The sequence below is a fragment of the Aliinostoc sp. HNIBRCY26 genome (genome assembly GCF_050235535.1).
Classification (GTDB): domain Bacteria; phylum Cyanobacteriota; class Cyanobacteriia; order Cyanobacteriales; family Nostocaceae; genus Trichormus.
Genome location: NZ_CP189852.1, coordinates 881847 through 900976, shown reverse-complemented (window position 1 = coordinate 900976; position 19130 = coordinate 881847). Strand labels below are relative to the sequence as shown.

Annotated in this window: 15 protein-coding genes and 1 tRNA gene; 12 read left to right on the top strand and 4 right to left on the bottom strand. The window is 41.6% G+C overall.

Annotation, left to right across the window (positions count from 1 at the left end):
- Nucleotides 1-248: 248 nt before the first annotated feature.
- Nucleotides 249-443, bottom strand: a complete 195-nt coding sequence (locus ACQFX9_RS03815) for a hypothetical protein (protein ID WP_427160775.1) — start codon at nucleotides 441-443, stop codon at nucleotides 249-251.
- Between the two features lie 297 nt (nucleotides 444-740).
- Between ACQFX9_RS03815 and ACQFX9_RS03810 the strand changes: the two genes are divergently transcribed.
- A complete protein-coding gene (locus tag ACQFX9_RS03810) occupies nucleotides 741-3494 on the top strand; it encodes an NACHT domain-containing protein (protein WP_427160774.1) in 2754 nt (917 codons plus the stop codon).
- A gap of 101 nt (nucleotides 3495-3595) precedes the next feature.
- Here the strand turns inward: ACQFX9_RS03810 and ACQFX9_RS03805 are convergent, their stop codons facing one another.
- A complete protein-coding gene (locus tag ACQFX9_RS03805; RefSeq protein ID WP_427160773.1) occupies nucleotides 3596-3796 on the bottom strand; it encodes a DUF433 domain-containing protein in 201 nt (66 codons plus the stop codon).
- A 331-nt stretch (nucleotides 3797-4127) separates the two neighbouring features.
- On the opposite strand from ACQFX9_RS03805, the gene ACQFX9_RS03800 reads away from it, so the two are divergent.
- The 3 genes from ACQFX9_RS03800 (at nucleotide 4128) to ACQFX9_RS03790 (ending at nucleotide 8519) form a co-directional block, all read left to right on the top strand.
- Nucleotides 4128-5840: a diflavin flavoprotein gene (locus ACQFX9_RS03800; protein ID WP_427162787.1), complete on the top strand. Its 1713-nt coding sequence runs from the start codon at nucleotides 4128-4130 to the stop codon at nucleotides 5838-5840.
- 20 nt (nucleotides 5841-5860) lie between these two features.
- Complete coding sequence (locus tag ACQFX9_RS03795; protein WP_427160772.1) at nucleotides 5861-6403, top strand: Uma2 family endonuclease; 543 nt, start codon at nucleotides 5861-5863, stop codon at nucleotides 6401-6403.
- A gap of 451 nt (nucleotides 6404-6854) precedes the next feature.
- Nucleotides 6855-8519, top strand: a complete 1665-nt coding sequence (locus tag ACQFX9_RS03790) for a choice-of-anchor I family protein (RefSeq protein ID WP_427160771.1) — start codon at nucleotides 6855-6857, stop codon at nucleotides 8517-8519.
- 72 nt (nucleotides 8520-8591) lie between these two features.
- Here the strand turns inward: ACQFX9_RS03790 and ACQFX9_RS03785 are convergent, their stop codons facing one another.
- Nucleotides 8592-9131 carry a phycobiliprotein lyase gene (locus ACQFX9_RS03785; protein WP_427160770.1) on the bottom strand — a complete coding sequence of 180 codons (540 nt, stop codon included), beginning with the start codon at nucleotides 9129-9131 and terminating at the stop codon, nucleotides 8592-8594.
- 536 nt (nucleotides 9132-9667) lie between these two features.
- Between ACQFX9_RS03785 and ACQFX9_RS03780 the strand changes: the two genes are divergently transcribed.
- Complete coding sequence (locus ACQFX9_RS03780) at nucleotides 9668-11029, top strand: efflux RND transporter periplasmic adaptor subunit (protein ID WP_427160769.1); 1362 nt, start codon at nucleotides 9668-9670, stop codon at nucleotides 11027-11029.
- Between the two features lie 224 nt (nucleotides 11030-11253).
- Nucleotides 11254-14514 (top strand): efflux RND transporter permease subunit, encoded by a 3261-nt coding sequence (locus ACQFX9_RS03775; protein WP_427160768.1) that lies wholly within the window; start codon nucleotides 11254-11256, stop codon nucleotides 14512-14514.
- A 232-nt stretch (nucleotides 14515-14746) separates the two neighbouring features.
- Here ACQFX9_RS03775 and ACQFX9_RS03770 read toward each other — a convergent pair whose 3' ends face one another.
- On the bottom strand, nucleotides 14747-15691 hold the full coding sequence (locus ACQFX9_RS03770; protein ID WP_427160767.1) for a glycosyltransferase family 2 protein: 945 nt from the start codon (nucleotides 15689-15691) through the stop codon (nucleotides 14747-14749).
- A gap of 567 nt (nucleotides 15692-16258) precedes the next feature.
- Here ACQFX9_RS03770 and rplS point away from each other — a divergent pair.
- From rplS to rplA, 6 genes are all read left to right on the top strand, one after another.
- On the top strand, nucleotides 16259-16621 hold the full coding sequence (gene rplS, locus ACQFX9_RS03765; RefSeq protein ID WP_103140895.1) for a 50S ribosomal protein L19: 363 nt from the start codon (nucleotides 16259-16261) through the stop codon (nucleotides 16619-16621).
- 147 nt (nucleotides 16622-16768) lie between these two features.
- A tRNA-Trp gene (locus ACQFX9_RS03760) sits at nucleotides 16769-16841 on the top strand.
- 195 nt (nucleotides 16842-17036) lie between these two features.
- Nucleotides 17037-17258, top strand: a complete 222-nt coding sequence (gene secE, locus ACQFX9_RS03755; RefSeq protein WP_236141309.1) for a preprotein translocase subunit SecE — start codon at nucleotides 17037-17039, stop codon at nucleotides 17256-17258.
- Entirely contained in the window at nucleotides 17258-17890 is a 633-nt protein-coding gene (gene nusG / locus ACQFX9_RS03750; protein ID WP_427160766.1) for a transcription termination/antitermination protein NusG, read from the top strand. Before secE ends, nusG begins: the two co-directional genes overlap by 1 nt.
- Before the next feature lie 6 nt (nucleotides 17891-17896).
- Complete coding sequence (rplK, locus tag ACQFX9_RS03745; protein WP_427160765.1) at nucleotides 17897-18322, top strand: 50S ribosomal protein L11; 426 nt, start codon at nucleotides 17897-17899, stop codon at nucleotides 18320-18322.
- A gap of 82 nt (nucleotides 18323-18404) precedes the next feature.
- Nucleotides 18405-19121, top strand: a complete 717-nt coding sequence (gene rplA, locus ACQFX9_RS03740) for a 50S ribosomal protein L1 (RefSeq protein WP_236141311.1) — start codon at nucleotides 18405-18407, stop codon at nucleotides 19119-19121.
- Nucleotides 19122-19130 lie beyond the last annotated feature (9 nt).

Here is a 19130-nt window from a genome sequence, read left to right as displayed (position 1 = left end):
GGGCTGTTTCATTCCCTAAAAGTCCATAATTTACAAGCGTATCAATCAAAAAAATCAGGTAGTTCAACAACTTAATTTCCTGATAAACCAGGCGATCGCACTTAAATTTTCTCCTTGAAACAGTAATTTTTCGATTGCCGACTCACTAAAATTTCTGGCTGATACTCTTGACAAAATCCTAATCTGAGCGAATGAAACAGCCCTGCCTTACAAAAGGGGGATTTTTGATTCTTGCTCCCCTTCCCTTTTTACTTTTTACCCTTTCCTTCCTCATCCTCCAAACTTTTAGCCCGTTGCAGCACAGGGAAGCATTGGTTAATCAACCAAATCATCACCTCAATAGCTGAGTCGCCCTGTTGAATGCGGCTTTTAGCTTGGACACCTAAAAGTAGAGTTTGCAGAACTAACAACAAAGCAATCACTTTTCTTATTTTGTTTTTCATCGAAAGAAATTTTCTAATGGATGGAATAGACAGTTTTTTAGATGGCTGCGTGGACATTGTTAAATCTCCCTGCGTGTCGATGATTCAAAAAATATCCATTCCACCCCATCACTAACTAGACGCTAGTCAATGCAGATAAATGCGAGTATGAATTTGCACACCTAAAATTTTTCTACAACTGGTTGAGAAATTGCCGTTATATCAACAAAGTCTGTCGTTGCGGACTGAATATTGTCTGTGTAACCGTAAATTCCATTCACTCGGTGTAGAATATGGCTACGCAACACAACCGCACTGATGAATCAACCACGTAGACCTAAAGGTTTTCTTGCTAGTAAGGAAGGTTTAGAAAAACTCCAAGCAAAAAAGCGTGAGAAACGTTTTACTTATGAAGACATCAGAAAAGAAGCAAAGGTAACTATTGATCAAGTTAAACGGCTATTTAACCCAAAATGGGGATACAAAATTGGCTCAGAACCTATTGAGTTAATTGCTGCTGTTCTTGACTTGAAGCCAGAGGAAATTGTTGGTGTTGATGTGTGGAATGCGCCAAGTAATGATACTAAGTTAGAAGCTACACAAATTAACTGGCGTGAAGTTTGCATCACCATGCTGAAAAATCAGCAGGAAGCAGCAAGACTCAGACGCAAAGCGACAGAACAAGGTTTTGAAGTTAACGTTTATGTTCCTTTGGGGTTAGTGGAACGCCAACAGCAGCAACGCCGACAACTAAATGAACAGCCAGACAGAGCAAATGTTTATGAGTTAACGCCAGAAGTCATAGTCAAAACCTATGAACATGACGCATTTCTACAAGAAGTAATTACACAACAGCCAAGCGGAAATAATCAACATATTGCTGTCATTGGTGAACCAGGAGCAGGTAAGACTACTTTATTGAGTACAATAGCTGCCTTTATTCAAAACAACACTCAAGATTTACCCGTCTGTATTTCTCTCGCCAACTTACAGGGAAGAACAATTGAGGAATATTTACTCAAGCAATGGCTGACTGATGCGATGAGATTAGTTAAATCTGATGCTGTCGTCACGCCAGAAATTGAACGTCAATTACTTGAATGTTTTGGTAAAGGGGGAGTTTGGCTATTGTTAGATGGTGTGGATGAAATGGGTGAAAATTCACCTGTGCAAGCATTAGCCAAAATTAATCGAGAACTGACAGCATCTCTGAGACAGGCGCGGGTAGTATTAACTTGTCGCTTAAATGTTTGGGATGCCCAGGTTAATAATACACTCACAGGATTTGATACTTATAAAACTCAAGAGTTTAAACCAGAACAAATTGATGATTTTATTCAACAGTGGTTTGAGCGTGCTGGCAATTTAGCGAAAGGGAAGACACTACAGGATAAATTAAAAGCAACTCAACATGAAAATATTCGTAAGTTGGTGACGAATCCTCTGCGTTTGTCGCTGTTGTGTCAGACATTCTATTTAGATAAGCAGGGAGAACTACCAGAAACGAAAGCAGCACTTTATCAGAGATTTACCCGCTATTTTTATGAATGGAAATCGGATTTATCTACTGAGTTGTGTAACTCGGATGATTTAAAAGATGAATTACACCAAGCTTTAAGCAAATTAGCTTTTGCAGGTATTAACAGTCCTGCACGGTTTCGCTTTACAAGTAGTTTAGCACGTCAAGAAATGGACGAGAGATTATTTAAATTAGCTTGTGAGGCTGGTTGGTTAAATTTAGTAGACAGAGTAGCTGAAACTGAGGATGAAGTTTATGCTTTCTTTCATCCCAACTTTCAAGAATATTTTGCTGCGTTAAAAGTTAAAGATTGGCGGAAAGATTTCTTGAATCATGTTCCTGATAATACAAAAAAAAGAATTTACCGCATTTTTGAACCACAATGGAGAGAGGTAATTTTGCTGTGGTTGGGAAGAGAGGATGTGGATGTGAGTAAAGAGGATAAGGAAGCATTTATCCAAAAAATTTGCGAATTTTTACAGCCTAAAAATAAAGTTGAAGGAGCATACGCTAGTAAAGCCTATATTTTAGTGAAGAATGGAATCAAAGAATTTTTAGGTTGTAGTCTTAATCAGATAATACAATTTGATGAAGATTATTATGAACTAAAATTTAATTTTTTATATCCACATTTTTATCATAATTTTTATTATAATCATTTATTCCTTTCTCCTCCATATTTGAGAGTTCCTGAAGAAATGTATGAATATTTACAATTTCCTCTGCAATCTAAAAAAGAAATGTGGGGTATGCAATTTTCATATTTTGGCGACATTTCAGGTTTAGATATATTAAATGCACTACGGAAAAAAGTTAAAATTTCTTTTGATAGAGTTCAATCAGTTCATGATCTTCTGGAAATTTTTCAAACACAATTTAATCATCATGAATTAATATGTGAAGCAGCATTGGAGAGCCTAAAATCTATTTTAGAGGAAGTAAACTACTCTGTAAGTTTATCTAGCCTAGTAGTTAGAAGTTTAAAAAATCATGTAGATAAACATCAGACCGATCCTTATGGTATATGTCACGATATTCTTTTTTACTGCGCCGAAAATATGTCCTACCCAGATTTTTACGATGCGTGGTATCAAGAAAATCGTGAAGAAGTCATTTGTACTTATGTTGACTTACCCCAAGGCTTGCAAGCTGCAATTAACAAAGACTCTCAACTTAGCCAAAACATTCACCTAATCTGTATCGACACGAGTAAATTCATCGAGCCAGATAACCCAGCAGCCGAAATTTATGCCGAAATGGTTAGCCAAGGTTGCCCAGAACGTACTTCTGGCGAACCAAACAATATGTTAGCTTTAAAAGTTTATTTCAAACTACTAAAAACTGACAAACGAGTAGTTTTAGTATTTTACGCAGGTGCAACTAATCCTACAGGTGAGGCGACATACAGCCAAGCGTTTCTCAACGCCATCAGCAAATTTGAAGGTACAATTTGTTTGATTAGCGACCCCATACCAAACTACAACACCCTCAAAGTCTTTACACTCAACCAATCAGTTAATGAAATTTTAGAATGGTTGCGGCGTAGTTGTTGATTATGTAGTCGATACATTGGCAATGTCAGGCAATACAATCTTGATGTTAGTCGGTACAATCACAATGTTACGCAATACATTGGCAATGTCAGGCGATACGTTCACAATGGTGATGCAACATAAGCAAGTGCCTCATAAATATCAGCTTCTTTCAGATAAGGATACGCTTTGAGGATATCACTATTACTGTGTCCAGATGCCATTAAACCGACGATAGTACCAACAGTAACGCGCATTCCCCCAATGCAGGGTTTACCACCCATCACCTCTGGATTACGGGTAATTCTGGTGAGATTTTGCATATTTGCTACCTAAAATACTCATATTGTATCTAGAACAATATTTGACTCCCGCAATTTTAATGAGTGTGGCATCGAGTATGGCTTTATTGTAACAGCGTTATTTGAGGCGATCGCTCTGTTCATGGATGATGTAAGGTGTCTCAAAGATATTTAGAATTACTAAACATTTATCTTATTCATAATAAACGCTGAAAATCGAATCCGACACATTAAGCTTTAATGATAAATAGCTACCGATTTACTACAATTGTCTACCCTGCCTACACTATGGCAACGCTTTAAACCCAGCAATAAACTTATCAAAAAATACTACTAAAACAAGTGACATATGATACAAGTAAATAAACCCCGTGACATTCAAGTCATGCCCATCGGTACAGATACAACAATTGTGCGATCGCGCAGCTGGTCTAGATTAAGATTTGAAATTGAATACGCTCTGGCTAAGGGTACGACTGCTAATTCTTACTTAATTCAAGGTGATAAGGTTGCGTTAATTGACCCGCCTGGGGAAACTTTTACGCAAATTTACTTAGAGGCTTTACAGCAAAGATTTGATGTCAAAGCCATTGATTATGTGATTCTCGGTCACGTTAACCCCAACCGCGCCGCTACTTTAAAAGCTTTACTAGAAATTGCACCCCAAATTACTTTTGTCTGTTCCAACCCAGGGGCAATTAACTTGCGGGGGGCGTTAGAAAATCAAGACTTGCCAATTCTCGTCATGCGGGGCGATGAAACCCTAGATTTAGGCAAAGGTCATCATTTACAATTCATCCCCACACCCAACCCCCGTTATGCAGATGCTCTCTGCACCTACGACCCCCAAACGGAAATTCTCTACTCTGATAAACTATTCGCGGCGCATATTTGCGGCGACCAAGTATTTGATGAAGGTTGGCAATCAATTAATGAAGACCGCCGCTATTATTTTGATTGTGTAATAGCACCCCACGCCAAACAAGTTGACACCGCCCTCGATAAACTCGCTGATTTACCCGTGCGGATGTACGCTACCGGACACGGGCCGATAGTGCGTTACGGCTTAATTGAACTAACTCACGCCTATCGAGAGTGGATTCAACAACAAGCTTCGGCTGACTTGACAGTAGCGTTGATTTATGCTTCGGCTTATGGGAATACAGCGACATTGGCACAGGCGATCGCGCGTGGTATTACTAAAGCTGGGGTTGCTGTGGAGTCAATTAACTGCGAATTCACTGAACCAGAAGAAATTCGGGCGGCTGTGGAAAAATCTGCGGGTTTTGTTATTGGTTCACCTACCCTCGGCGGTCACGCACCTACACCCGTACAAACAGCGTTAGGAATTGTGTTATCTACTGCCACTAACAATAAACTAGCTGGTGTATTTGGTTCGTTTGGCTGGAGTGGGGAAGCTGTCGATTTAATTGAAAGCCGACTCAAAGACGCAGGTTATCGCTTTGGTTTTGATACCATCCGCGTGAAGTTCAAACCCAACGAAGCAACATTGCAGTTGTGTGAAGAAGCGGGAACTGACTTTGCCCAAGCCTTGAAGAAAGCCAAGAAAGTCCGCACCACCAGTCAACCCGCCACCAACGTCGAACAAGCAGTGGGACGCATTGTGGGTTCGTTGTGTGTTGTCACCGCCAAGCAAGGAGATATATCTAGTGCAATGTTAGCCTCTTGGGTGGCGCAAGCTAGCTTTAGTCCCCCTGGTTTAACTATTGCTGTGGCTAAAGATAGGGCTGTAGAAAGCTTGACACACTCAGGCAATAAATTCGTTCTCAATGTCTTGAAAGACGGGAATCATTTAGGCTTAATGAAACATTTCCTCAAACCCTTTGGCCCTGCACAAGACAGATTTGCTGATGTAGCGACGGAAGAAGCTGTTAACGGTAGTCCCATCCTCAAAGATGCACTAGCCTACTTAGAATGTTCAGTGCAGAACCGTATGGAATCAGGCGATCATTGGTTAGTGTACGCAACTGTAGATAATGGCAGGGTGTTAAATCAGGATGGTGTGACAGCCGTGCATCATCGTAAGTCCGGCAATCATTATTAAATGGGCATGGGGTATGGGGTATGGGGTATAAAGTTCGCCTCACTGATGAGCAGTTTTATCAAGTCTGTATGGCGAATCGGGATTTAAATTTAGAATTGAGTGCTACTGGAGAACTAATCCTTTGTCCACCAATAGGCGGAGAAACTGGTATACTCGAAGCCAACTTGATTACTAATTTGAGTCTTTGGAATCGCCAAACAAAATTAGGAATAGTGTTTAGTTCTTCAACAATCTTCAGCCTACCGAATGGGGCGAAGCGATCGCCTGATGCAGCTTGGGTACAATTATCACGATGGGAAGCACTAACTATCGAAGAACGCGAACAATTTCCGCCACTAGTACCAGATTTTCTGATAGAACTGAGATCCAAGAGCGATCGCCTTAAGACTCTCCAAGATAAAATGCAGGAATATCTAGATAATGGCTTGCGTTTAGGTTGGCTCATTAACCCTCAAGATGAAGAGGTAGAAATTTATCGTCAGGGACACGCCAAAGCAATAGTGAAAATGCCAAGTCTGCTATTGGGGGAAGATGTTTTACCTGGGTTTGAGTTGCAGGTATAAATTACCAAGCATAACAATAGTGAATACAAGTATAAATTTGGGATAAATCCTGATATCACCTCATAAAGTTTCAGTAAAAATACTGTGCTTAACCTTTATTTAACCTTTAGTTAAATCAAACTTAACTTTAAATCGTTAGCTTTGCCTCTGTAACCGTAATTGATAGCCCTTCTCATTGCGGGTTAGAAGAGGCATGGGAGCAAGGGGGAAGACTGAGACGGAGTGTACTCCGCCCCAGATTGAGTTCCCTATAAGGACAAGGCTTGATACCCATGTTACCCCTGCTCCCTTCCCCTCCGCCTCTTCGGTAATTGCACCCATTGATTTAGTCTGATTGACAAAACACATGAAAAGTCCACTAGGCAGAATTTTAGCCGAGTGGAAATATTCTCATGTCTTCAATTGGTGGCAAAAGGTCAAAAGTTAAGCGATTTCACCATTCACTACAATCATGACTATCAAAAAGCTTATTAGCCTACTAGTTCCCACCGCGATTTTGCTGGGAGGAATGGCGACTCCAGCCGCAGCGTTAACATTAAAAACTCTTGGTACTTACAGCACAGGCTTATTTGGTGCAGGTGGAGCAGAAATCCCTACCTATGACCCTGTGAATCAAAGACTGTTTGTAGTCAATGGTGGTACTAGCAGTATTGATGTCATTAATATCAGTGACCCAACTTCACCTTCGTTATTCAAGACTATAGATATTACACCCTATGGTGGCGGTGTTAATAGCGTTACCTTCAAAAACGGGCTACTTGCGGCGGCTGTGCAAGGAATATCTCCTCAAGACTCCGGTAAGGCTGTATTTTTTAACGCTAACGGTGATTTTCTCAATTCTGTCACTGTGGGAGCATTACCTGATATGCTCACATTTACACCCGATGGGACTCGTGTGTTAGTGGCGAATGAAGGTGAACCAAATAGTTATGGTAAGCCTGATAGCATCGACCCAGAAGGCTCAGTCAGTATTATTAATATTGCGGATTTTAGTGTCATCAACGCTGGTTTTAACCAATTTAACAGCCAAATTGACCAGTTACGCGCGTCAGGAGTGAGAATTTTTGGCCCTAATGCTACCGTCGCTCAAGATTTAGAACCAGAATATATCACCGTCTCTGCCGATTCGACAAAAGCTTGGGTATCATTGCAAGAAAATAATGCGATCGCTGTCCTTGATTTGATTAACAATCAAATTACCGATATTCTGCCTTTGGGCTTCAAGGATCATAGTTTACCAGGCAATGGCATTGATGCGAGCGATCGCGATAACACTATCAATATCACTAACTGGCCAGTCTTGGGGATGTACCAACCCGATGGTATAGCTTCCTATCAAGTCAATGGTAAAACCTATATTGTCACAGCAAATGAAGGTGATGCGCGTAGCTATGAAGGTTTTGCAGAAGAAGTCAGGGTGGGTAATAACGCTTATCAACTCGACCCTACAGCCTTCCCTAATGCTGTTGTCTTAAAACAAAATAGTAATCTGGGGCGTTTAACAGTCACCAATACTTTAGGTGATACAGATAATGATGGTGATTATGAGCAGATTTACGCTTTTGGTGGTCGTTCCTTTTCTATCTGGGAAGTGGATGAAGCTACAGGTAAACTTCAACAAGTTTATGACAGTGGCGACGACTTTGAGCAAATTACCGCCCAACTTCTACCCAATTTTTTCAATTCTGATCATGGAGTAAATAACTTTGATAACCGCAGCGACAACAAAGGCCCAGAACCAGAAGATGTCAAAATTGCGGAAATTAACGGACGCTTTTACGCTTTCGTGGGTTTAGAGCGTATCGGTGGGGTGATGGTTTATGATATCACCGACCCAACAAAACCCGTTTACGTTAAATATGTTAACAATCGTGACTTCTTAGCTGACCCAGCAAGTTCAGCCGTGGGAGATTTAGGCCCCGAAGGTTTACTGTTGATTTCAGCCGCAAATAGTCCTAATGGTAAACCTTTGTTAGTTGTCTCTAATGAAATTAGCGGAACCACAACTTTATTTGCGATTGAAGATAATTCTCAATCTGTACCTGAACCTGGGGTGATTTTGGGTTTATTATCAGTTGTCACAATGGGTATGCTGAAATTCCAGCGTCAACGATAAAGCAGATTCTCTTCAGAAACATCAAATACCCCGATTTCTCAATCGGGGTTTGAAACACCAACAAATCACAAACTAGGCTAATCTTTTCTCTAAATATTGACCAATCATTACCTGCTCACCCGCACGAGAAATAATGGTTTGTCGGGTGCGATATTTGCTACCAACTAGCTTTAACTCTTCCTCAAAAACTGAATTGTTATACTCTGTCCGCAGACATAGAGTTTTGCTGTTAGGGAAAGAATACTTGGCGGTAATGGGTTCAGAAGTGGCAAAACCGCGATCGCGATACAATATATTTCCTAACGCACCAAATAATGTCGAACCTGCGGATTCATTCTTATTAGTTAAGCTATTTTTACTACACCAACTAACTTCCGCACCACCAACCAACATCATTGTGTCGGTTAAATTGTGCATTTGAGCTAGCCTTTGTAATTCCTCACACCCTGACTCTAAAAATCGGATGGCGATCATACTCTCTACTTCTTTGGTATTCCCGTCTGGAAGAGTATAGTAACGCCTTTCCGAGAGCCACTGACCAACTGATGCTTGAAAAAATTCGATGATTTGGGACTCATCAGCAGTTTGTGCAATTGTTAGGGGTGATATCACGCGTAATTGTCCTCACCTAAAAGGAATAAAAATTGGACTTATCATATATAATACATTGGGCTAAAATGCAATTCCACTTTAAAATTTTTAATACATCGCGAAAATACTGAGAATCAGCAGTGATTACAGAGGTATTTTTGTTACGATAGAGTTTGTATTTAGTAAAACTAAATATTCCTTTCCCAAACAATGGCGACAGCAGCATCTAGAAGATCAATTGTTATGTGATATCTATTGATGATGAATGCTAGGTTTTAGCGGTATGCCAGATTGTTTTGGCTAACTGATACTAGAAACTTTCTGTCTGTAATACTAGCAAGATAACAGTAAAAAAAATTTTTGACATTACTTTGTCATTATTTTGTGACCATAGTAATATTTAGCACCAAAAGTTTATCAAACAACTTTATGACTTTCTATGTTTACCAACCGATAACATAATATATGGATTTGTTTAGTAATAGAAAGCTGTGAATCAAAAACTTGTTTAAACAAGCTAAATCGATCATTCAGACCCAAAATTACAGCAAAAACCGATGAAGCAGCAAACTTACACTCCCACTTGGCAATTAAATCAGACAATTTTTGATGAGAATCAGAAAAATCATTCCAAAAAAAGCAGGATTTTCCATTACTTATTAATGTTTTGTTTGTTGAGTACAGGGATATTCACAGCTAGTTGTGGTTCTCTACCGAAAGAATCAGCAAAAGCACAATCTCAACAACGGACAAGCAGAGAAAGAAACCAAGCGGTTCCGGTAGATGTAGCTATTGCGCGCATAGAAAGATTGCAACCACAAACAGAGTATACAGGTACAACCACACCATACCGGACAGTATCACTGCGATCGCAAGTAGAAGGTAGGTTATTATCTTTAAACTCAGATGTTGGTGACTCAGTAACACAAGGCCAAACCATTGGTCAGTTAGATGACACCATCCTCTCCACTGACTTCCGACAAGCAGAGGCCGAATTAGCCGCCCTACAATCAGAAGTAGCTAGAGCCTCTACCCAAATCAGTAATGCCAATGCAGAGGTAGAAAGGTTGCGGCTAGAGTTAGTCCAAGCCGAAGCTGATGCTAACCGCCAACAGCAATTATTTAAAGAAGGGGCAATTTCCGAACAACTAGCCCAACAAGCCAACACCAAAGCCAAAACCTCTGCCCAAGCACTGCGCGCCGCCCAAGAACGGGTGCGGACAGAACAACAAGCCGAAGCCGCCGCCAAAGGTCGAGTTTTTGCCCAACAAGCAGTATTAGCCCAAACCAAAGAACGTCGTTCCTACTCCCGTCTCATCTCTCCCATCACAGGTGTCGTCACCGAAAAAGTTACAGAACCAGGAAACCTCCTGCAAGCTGGGAGTGAAGCTTTAAAAATTGCCGACTTTAGCCGCATTAAAGTAGTCGTGCAAGTATCCGAATTGGAATTAAATCGCATTCAAATAGGTCAGTCCGTAGAAGTTCGTTTAGATGCGTTTCCCCAGGAAAAATTAATTGGTAGAGTCACTCGGATTTCTCCCACCGCCGACGCAACCGCCAGATTAATTCCGGTGGAAGTAGTTATACCCAACAGTAACAATATTAGTAGCGGGTTACTAGCGAGAGTTAGTTTTGCGTCGCCAGCAGCCCAGCGAGTAGTCATATCCCAAACAGCTTTACAAAAATCAAATAGAGACAAAGCCGCAGAGAACAACGGCACAATTTACGTATTAGCAAATGCCGCAGATAAAACCAAAGTTATATCTCGTGCTGTCACACTAGGGGAAAAAGCTGATGGCAAAGTCGAAATTTTATCAGGCTTACAACCAGGCGATCGCTATGTTGTCAGAAGTGGTAGACCTTTAAAAGATGGCGATGCTGTGCGTCTTTCTATACTGTCTGAAAAATCGGGGAGTTAGTGGAGAGTAATGAGTAATGAGTAATGAGTGCTGAGTAATGAGTGCTGAGTGCTGAGTGCTGAGTAATGAGTGCTGTTAGCGGAAGCGGGGCGTTTAGCCCGTGCTGAGTAATGAGTGCTGAGTAATGACTAATGACTAATGACTAATGACTAATGAGTTAGTTAAGAATCCGTTCTTTAAATTTTGAATTTTGAATTGTTAACTCCCCAAAGAGGGCGATAAAAATGCAGCAAGTCAATAAAAGTGGTGGATTTAGTCTCAGTTCCATCTCTATCCGCCAACATATCGGCACACTGATGCTTACTTTGGCGGTGATAGTTTTAGGTGTGTTCTTTATTATTAAACTGCCAGTAGATTTACTGCCTTCTATTACCTATCCCCGTATTGGTGTGCGGATACAAGCACCAGGTATTTCACCAGAGGTGGCCATTGATGAAGTCACTAAGCCGTTAGAAGAGGCTTTTTCCGCTACGGAGGGTGTGATTCAGGTTTTTTCTCAAACTCGTGAAGGGCAAGTCAGCATAGATTTATACTTTCAGCCGGGCGGTAATATTGACCAAGCGTTAAACGATTCGACGGCAGCTTTCAACAGAGCCAGAGGAACTTTACCAGATACCATTGAAGAACCACGCATATTCAAAGTTGATCCTTCCCAATTACCAGTCTATGAAATGGCTTTAACTTCCCCTTCTTTAACAGGGGTTGATTTGCGGGTATTTGCGGAGGAAGAATTAGCACGGGAATTAGGGGTTGTTCCTGGGGTCGCAGGGGTAGACGTATCGGGGGGTTTACAAGAAGAAGTCAGAGTTAACCTCGATTTAGACCGTTTGCAAGCCTTGGGTGTAGGTTTAACTGATGTTTTAGATGAGTTGAGAAACCGCAACCAAGATATTTCCGGGGGTCGGATTTTAGGTGTAAATTCTGAACCACTCACCAGAACTGTGGGGCGATTTAAAACCGCCGATGAAATTAGCAACCTCTCCTTTGAAGTCTCTTCCCCAGTCACCAATACCCAGCGAAGCACTGAGCTTGTCGAAGTGTCCCCAGTCCCCAGTCGTCGTGTTTATCTGCGAGACTTCGCCCAAGTTATCGACGGTTCAGAACAACAGAGGGTATATGTCTCCTTAAATGGTGAACCGGCGGTAAAAGTCAGTATTCAAAAGCAACCAGATGCCAATACTATCAATGTAGTTGATGCTGTAAAAACCCGTTTAGAACAGTTGCGGACGGGAGGTGTTATCCCTGAAGGCACAATCATTACACCTACCTTAGATGAATCAAAATTTATCCGTAATTCTATTTCTAATGTTACGAGTTCTGGGTTAATTGGTACAGCCCTCGCCGCGATCGCAGTCTTACTATTTCTCGGTTCTCTGCGCCAAACCTTTATCATCGTCATTGCTATCCCCCTAGCCACCCTAGCTGCAATTATCCTCATGGGTGTCTTTGGCTTATCCGTCAACGTGTTTAGTTTGGGTGGTTTAGCCTTGGGTGTGGGTATTGTCGTAGACAACTCCATCGTCATGCTAGAAAGCATTGCTGAAGGTGTGGGGATGACACCAGGGAAGGATAGCAAAAGCCGTTTGCGTCCACAACAATTAATTGCTCAAGCCGAAAAAAGTAGCCAAGAAGTAGAATCAGCCCTAATTGCCTCTACAAGTACCAACTTAGTGGCAGTCTTACCATTTTTGCTCATTGGTGGCTTTATTGCTTTATTATTCAACGAACTAATTCTTACCATTAGTTTTTCCGTTGCAGCTTCCATCTTGATAGCCGCTACCGTTGTCCCCATGATGGCATCACGGATGTTAGGCTGGCGATTTTCGAGTAATTTGAGCAACTTTTGGCTACTAAAGCAATTTAATCGCAGTTTTGAAGCCTCTACCAGAATGTATGGAGGTTTCCTACAGGAAATATTACGTTGGCGATTAGTAACAGTAGCGATCGCTATACTCATCTTCGGTGGTGGTAGTCTATGGATGGCCCCCCAAATTCCCCAGCAAATTCTCCCCCGCATCAATACCGGACAAGCCAACCTCTTTGCTCAATTTCCTCCAGGTACACCCCTAGAAACTAACCGCAAAGTCATGACTGCGGTAGAAGAAATCATCCGCCAACAACCAGAAACAGAATATGTTTTTTCTACCGCCGGTGGTGCATTATTCGGAACTACTACCAATGCTAATCCCCTGCGCGGTACTAGCAACATTACCCTCAAAACCGGTACTAACGTAGATGCTTACGTTGAAAGACTGACAGCAGCTGTTAACAAGTTAAATCTAGCCGGTATTCGTCTGCGGATATCACCAGGCCAAGTGCGAGGTTTAATTGTCAATAATTCACCTGTGCGTAACGCTGATGTGGACGTAATTCTCCAAGGTAACGACTCACAGAGTTTAGAAGCAGCTAGTCGTCAAGTATTAGCAGCCTTAGAAGAACGCGTCACCCAGGCTAGATTCCGTCCCGATGCTGATGATAGACAACCGGAAATTCAAATCCGTCCCGACTGGGAAAGAGTCTCAGCTTTAGGATTAAACACCCAAGATATCGGGAATACAATTCAAACAGCCTTAGAAGGTAGCGTTCCTACCCAACTACAACGGGGTAATCGTTTAGTTGATGTCAGAGTGCAATTAAATGAAACTACAGTCCAAACACCTTCTCAACTAGAAAGATTACCTTTATTTGTCAATGGTAATCGTCAAGTCCGCTTAAGTGATGTGGCTCAAATTGTTGAAGACCAAGCCCCAGGCGAGATTCAGCGCATCAACCAACGCCAAGTCATCATTTTTGCAGGTAACTTAACCGAAGGTGCTAGCCTCAGTGATGCGATCGCCCAAGTACAAGATGTCATAAATAGTCTAGACTTACCAGAAGGCGTGAGTGTTTTACCCAGTGCAGCCGCCACATCTAACCAAGAATTACAAGGTTCATTACAGATTTTAGGCGGATTAGCTACCTTTTTAGTATTTGTGGTCATGGCGGTGCAGTACAATTCCCTGATTGACCCACTAGCCATCATGTTCACCATTCCTCTAGCTTTAGCTGGTGGTATTTTCGGACTCTACATCACAAAAACAGCCATTGGTGCAACTGTCATTGTCGGTGCAGTTCTACTCGTAGGTATTGTTGTCAACAATGCAATCATCATGGTGGAATTAGCTAATCAAATCCGCGAACGAGAACAAATAGACCGCAGAACAGCCATCTTACAAGCTGCACCCCAAAGGTTACGTCCCGTCTTAATGACCACTATCACCACAGTCTTAGGTATGTTCCCCTTAGCATTGGGAATTGGGGAAGGTTCGGAATTTCTGCAACCCTTGGGCGTAGTTGTATTTTCTGGCTTATCTTTAGCCACAATACTAACTTTATTTATCATCCCCTGTTTCTACACCCTACTCCATGATTTAATAGGAGGCACTTGGATTAAATCACTGTCTTTATGGCTAAATTTCTGGAAGAAAAAGTTTGATAAAGCCTGATTTTTACCTCTCTCAATACAGAATAAAAGCCAGGGAATTTTCCTTGGTTTTTATTTTGTATATAGGAATCATATTTGATTTATGAAAAAACTCGGTACACCTCTGTTACTTCTTTTCCGTTCCCTGTTACCTGTTCCCTATTCCCTTTCTACGCAAATGATTTCAGGAATCAAAGCGGATTCCTATACATTTACAAGCAAATGTTTTCTATCATTAAATCAGATGTCTATGATCACTTATCTAACAAAATCTTCTTTTGAATATGTGAATGGTACATTTTTGATTGTCGAGAGTAAACTACATTGATTAAAAAACGCCAGTTATTAAAAGAAAAGGCAGAAGCACTAAGTAAAGCAAAACAACTTTGCAAATCTTTCCTCCTAAATGCCACTATAGTCCAATGCAACTTTAAATAGTTTTTGATGTCTTCCATTTCGGGTAAATGGTTATGATGTTTTTGATTAACCAATGAATAAATTTTCTCCTTCATTAAAATATTGGTATTTAGACGTTGGATAAAAGAAAACTTTTGATTGTATGCACCAGGCCAAATTGTCCGATAGGCAAGACATTGATTGATGAAAATTCCATGACCAAATTGAGCAATGCGAATCCAAGAATCGATATCATCACAATTAGTATTCAATTTGGAATCCCAACCACCAGTTTTTAAGAAAGCATCACGACGACAAGCAACCTGAACTGGTGTACCAAAAGGGATAAGTTCCAACAGCATACCGTAGTGAATATCTGCTTGGGGAATATAAAAAGCTAACCCAGGGCCAAAAGTGGGAGTGCGACTAATTTCTTTTTCCTCCATATCAACTTGCGCCGCAATACAAGAGCAAATCACCGCATCAGGACAAAGCGCGATCGCCTGACTCATCTTTTCAATACAATGAACATCTAAATAGTCATCATCATCTAAAAACTTGATCCAATCACCGCTAGCTTTCTCCACACCAGCATTGACTGTAACCGCATGACCTTGATTGACCTGATTACGATGATAAACTACCGCATCACCCAAACTTCTGACATACTTTTCCGTTTCCTCCGATGAACAGTCATCAGCAACCACCACTTCACAAGGAATAGTTTGTTTCAGTGCAGAATCAATCGCCCGACGTAACAAATGGAGACGGTTATAAGTAGAAATAACAATACTAAATTTCATAAACATCTCCTACCTGGAGCAAGAGTTTTTACAATATAACCGTCATCCTTCGGAGACTGTATTGTGGATATAACCTAAAACTAGGATCTTTGAGAAATATTTATATCTATCTACTCAGCAAGACAATTGGAAAAGTTTAGCTGAAAGAATTTTGTCAGCATCTAAGCGGTCACATTTTCTGGCTTCACGAACGGATAAGTAGCCCTCATAAACTGCGTACACCAGAAAAAATAAAAAAGTCTTTCCCTTAAACCCCTATACCCATAGACCCCTTTTTCAACCTAGAACGACTAGAAAAACTAAACTATGTTAAGCAATGTAAAAATACTAGGATTCAGTTCGTAGTAAGGACTTTAGTCCTTTCTTGAGAGCTAAAGTTGGTAGGGTGCGTCAGTAGAGGGAATATCTAGGTATAGCGAAGGTTTCTCACACTGACGCACCCTACAGATGAAATATTTTTTTAGTTGGAAGTCCCTTAATTAATTCTTCATCTCTTCCAAACTAGTGGACTGAAACATAGTTCTCGATTTATGATGGATGATCGTGAGTTTTTTAATCAAAGCAGCCATGAACGCCCAGGAAATTATCCGTTCCATCGAAGGGGAACACCTAAAATCTAACCTTCCACAAATATACGTCGGTGATACCGTCAAAGTTGGCGTAAAAATCAAAGAAGGCGAAAAGTATCGTGTACAGCCCTATGAAGGTGTAGTCATCGCCATGCGTAACGGCGGTATCAACGAAACCATTACAGTCCGCAGAGTATTCCAAGGTGTAGGCGTTGAACGAGTATTTTTAGTTCATTCTCCTCGAATTGATAGCATCAAAGTTATCCGTCGCGGTAAAGTGAGACGGGCAAAACTTTACTACCTCAGAGGCCGTGTTGGTAAAGCTACCCGCATTAAACAACGCTTTGACCGTGCCTTGTAAACTTTGCCTTTTTGATATGCACTTCACTTTAAGTTAGCAGGCGGCATCTGCCGCTAGCTTGCTTCCTCGACAAGAGTGTGTTATCATAGCGATTGTGCGTTAAACTGAAACAAGTTCATCGCAGTACACAGACCCAACCCAGCTTGTGCGCTCTTAGTTCAGTTGGTAGAACGCAGGTCTCCAAAACCTGATGTCGGGGGTTCAAGTCCTCCAGGGCGCGCTCGAAAGTAAAAACACAGCCCGAAACAGTAGCACACCTGCTAAGATAGCAGAAAGTGCTATTGATTTCGGGTGTAGTTGTTTTATACTTGCAGCTTTCTTGCTTCCAGTAATTTTTGATGGAGTTAAAGCTGTCAACCTGGATGAAAATGAGCAAAGTGTAGCTGTATTGCAAAAGATGGGGGGATAAACGACCGTGGCCAAAAAGAACGAAGCAGAAATCACAGAACCCGCAGGCGGATTTAACTTCCTCAATTTCTTTCAAGGAACAAAAGAAGAACTAGAGAAGGTAGTTTGGCCAAGTCGCAAACAACTAGTCAGCGAATCAGCTGCTGTATTGTTGATGGTGACACTCTTTGCTTCTTTGATCTATTTGGTTGATGGATTGTTTAGTTGGGTATCCAAGCAGGTATTCTGATGACTTCTGCAACAGACGAACCAATGAACTCGGCGTTGCAGTCAGAGGAAACAGCAGAAACAGCGTCAAAAGAAGCACGCTGGTATGCAGTCCAGGTAGCCTCCGGCTGCGAAAAACGGGTGAAAACCAACTTGGAGCAGCGCATTCAAACCTTTGATGTCGCAGATAAAATTATCCAAGTAGAAATTCCCCACACGCCATCTGTAAAAATCCGCAAAGATGGTAGCCGCCAGCACTCAGAGGAAAAAGTTTTCCCTGGTTATGTGTTAGTGCGGATGGTAATGGATGATGACACTTGGCAGGTAGTACGCAATACATCCCATGTAATTAATTTTGTGGGAGCAGAACAAAAACGAGCTACAGGCAGAAGCCGTGGTCACGTTAAGCCACTACCCTTGAGTCATTCAGAAGTAGAACGTATATTCAAACAAACCAGTGAACAAGAGCCAATCGTCAAGATTGACATGGTGACTGGTGATAAGATAGTCGTGCTTTCAGGCCCATTCAAGGATTTTGAAGGCGAGGTGATTGAAGTGAGTCCAGAACGGAGTAAACTAAAAGCCTTGCTATCGATTTTCGGGCGAGACACACCAGTAGAACTGGAATTTAATCAGGTAGAAAAACAGAGCTAAATCCAAATGGCAAAGAAAGTAGTAGCGGTCATTAAACTGGCCCTGAATGCTGGAAAAGCCAACCCAGCACCCCCAGTTGGCCCTGCCTTGGGTCAACATGGTGTTAACATCATGATGTTCTGCAAAGAGTACAACGCCAAAACAGCCGACCAAGCTGGGATGGTAATTCCTGTAGAAATATCGGTTTATGAAGACCGGAGTTTTACATTTGTACTCAAAACGCCTCCAGCATCAGTATTGATTCGTAAAGCGGCAAAAATTGAAAGAGGTTCTAATGAACCTAATAAAAAGAAAGTTGGTTCAATTACCACAGCGCAGTTGCGGGAAATCGCTCAAACCAAACTACCTGACCTCAACGCCAATGATATAGATGCGGCGATGAACATTGTGGCAGGAACAGCCAGAAACATGGGCGTAACCATTAAAGATTGATATTAGATCAATCGCCAATCAAACATCAAAAATTGTAACAGGGGGAGAAGCCTAGCTTCGCAATTGACCCCAGGAGATAAAAATGGTTAAAAAAGTATCACGTCGCTTGCGAGAATTGCAAGCAAAAGTCGAAGAAAGGGACTATGCACCTTTAGACGCTTTAGCTTTGCTCAAAGAAACAGCTACAGCTAAATTCGCGGAAGCTGCGGAAGCACATATCCGCTTAGGTATTGATCCAAAATATACAGACCAACAATTACGTACCACAGTTGCACTACCGAAAGGTACAGGGCAAATAGTTAGAGTAGCAGTAATTGCCCGTGGGGAAAAAGTTACAGAAGCCTCTGGTGCTGGTGCTGATGTAGTTGGTTCAGAAGAATTAATTGACGAAATCCAAAAAGGTAGAATGGATTTCGACAAATTGATTGCTACACCAGACGTGATGCCACAGGTCGCTAAACTAGGTAAATTACTAGGCCCCCGTGGTTTGATGCCATCACCAAAAGGTGGTACAGTAACATTTGACATAGCAAGTGCGATCGCAGAATTCAAAGCAGGTAAATTAGAATTCCGGGCTGACCGTACAGGTATTGTTCATGTTATGTTTGGTAAGGCATCCTTCTCGCCTGAAGATTTGTTAGTCAACTTGAAGGCATTACAAGAAACCATTGACCGTAACCGCCCTTCAGGAGCTAAAGGCCGCTACTGGCGTTCAGTTTACGTATCTGCCACAATGGGGCCATCCATTAAAGTCGATGTTACAGCTCTTAGAGATTTAAAACTGACCGAAGCAGCTTAAGGGCGATTG

Coding starts and splice junctions, on each gene's coding strand:
- rplK (WP_427160765.1), top strand. CDS start 17,897: ATGGCAAAGAAAGTAGTAGCGGTCATTAAACTGGCCCTGAATGCTGGA.
- ACQFX9_RS03780 (WP_427160769.1), top strand. CDS start 9,668: ATGAAGCAGCAAACTTACACTCCCACTTGGCAATTAAATCAGACAATT.
- rplS (WP_103140895.1), top strand. CDS start 16,259: ATGAACGCCCAGGAAATTATCCGTTCCATCGAAGGGGAACACCTAAAA.
- ACQFX9_RS03810 (WP_427160774.1), top strand. CDS start 741: ATGAATCAACCACGTAGACCTAAAGGTTTTCTTGCTAGTAAGGAAGGT.
- rplA (WP_236141311.1), top strand. CDS start 18,405: ATGGTTAAAAAAGTATCACGTCGCTTGCGAGAATTGCAAGCAAAAGTC.
- ACQFX9_RS03805 (WP_427160773.1), bottom strand. CDS start 3,796: ATGCAAAATCTCACCAGAATTACCCGTAATCCAGAGGTGATGGGTGGT.
- ACQFX9_RS03795 (WP_427160772.1), top strand. CDS start 5,861: ATGGGGTATAAAGTTCGCCTCACTGATGAGCAGTTTTATCAAGTCTGT.
- ACQFX9_RS03790 (WP_427160771.1), top strand. CDS start 6,855: ATGACTATCAAAAAGCTTATTAGCCTACTAGTTCCCACCGCGATTTTG.
- ACQFX9_RS03775 (WP_427160768.1), top strand. CDS start 11,254: ATGCAGCAAGTCAATAAAAGTGGTGGATTTAGTCTCAGTTCCATCTCT.
- ACQFX9_RS03815 (WP_427160775.1), bottom strand. CDS start 443: ATGAAAAACAAAATAAGAAAAGTGATTGCTTTGTTGTTAGTTCTGCAA.
- ACQFX9_RS03770 (WP_427160767.1), bottom strand. CDS start 15,691: ATGAAATTTAGTATTGTTATTTCTACTTATAACCGTCTCCATTTGTTA.
- nusG (WP_427160766.1), top strand. CDS start 17,258: ATGACTTCTGCAACAGACGAACCAATGAACTCGGCGTTGCAGTCAGAG.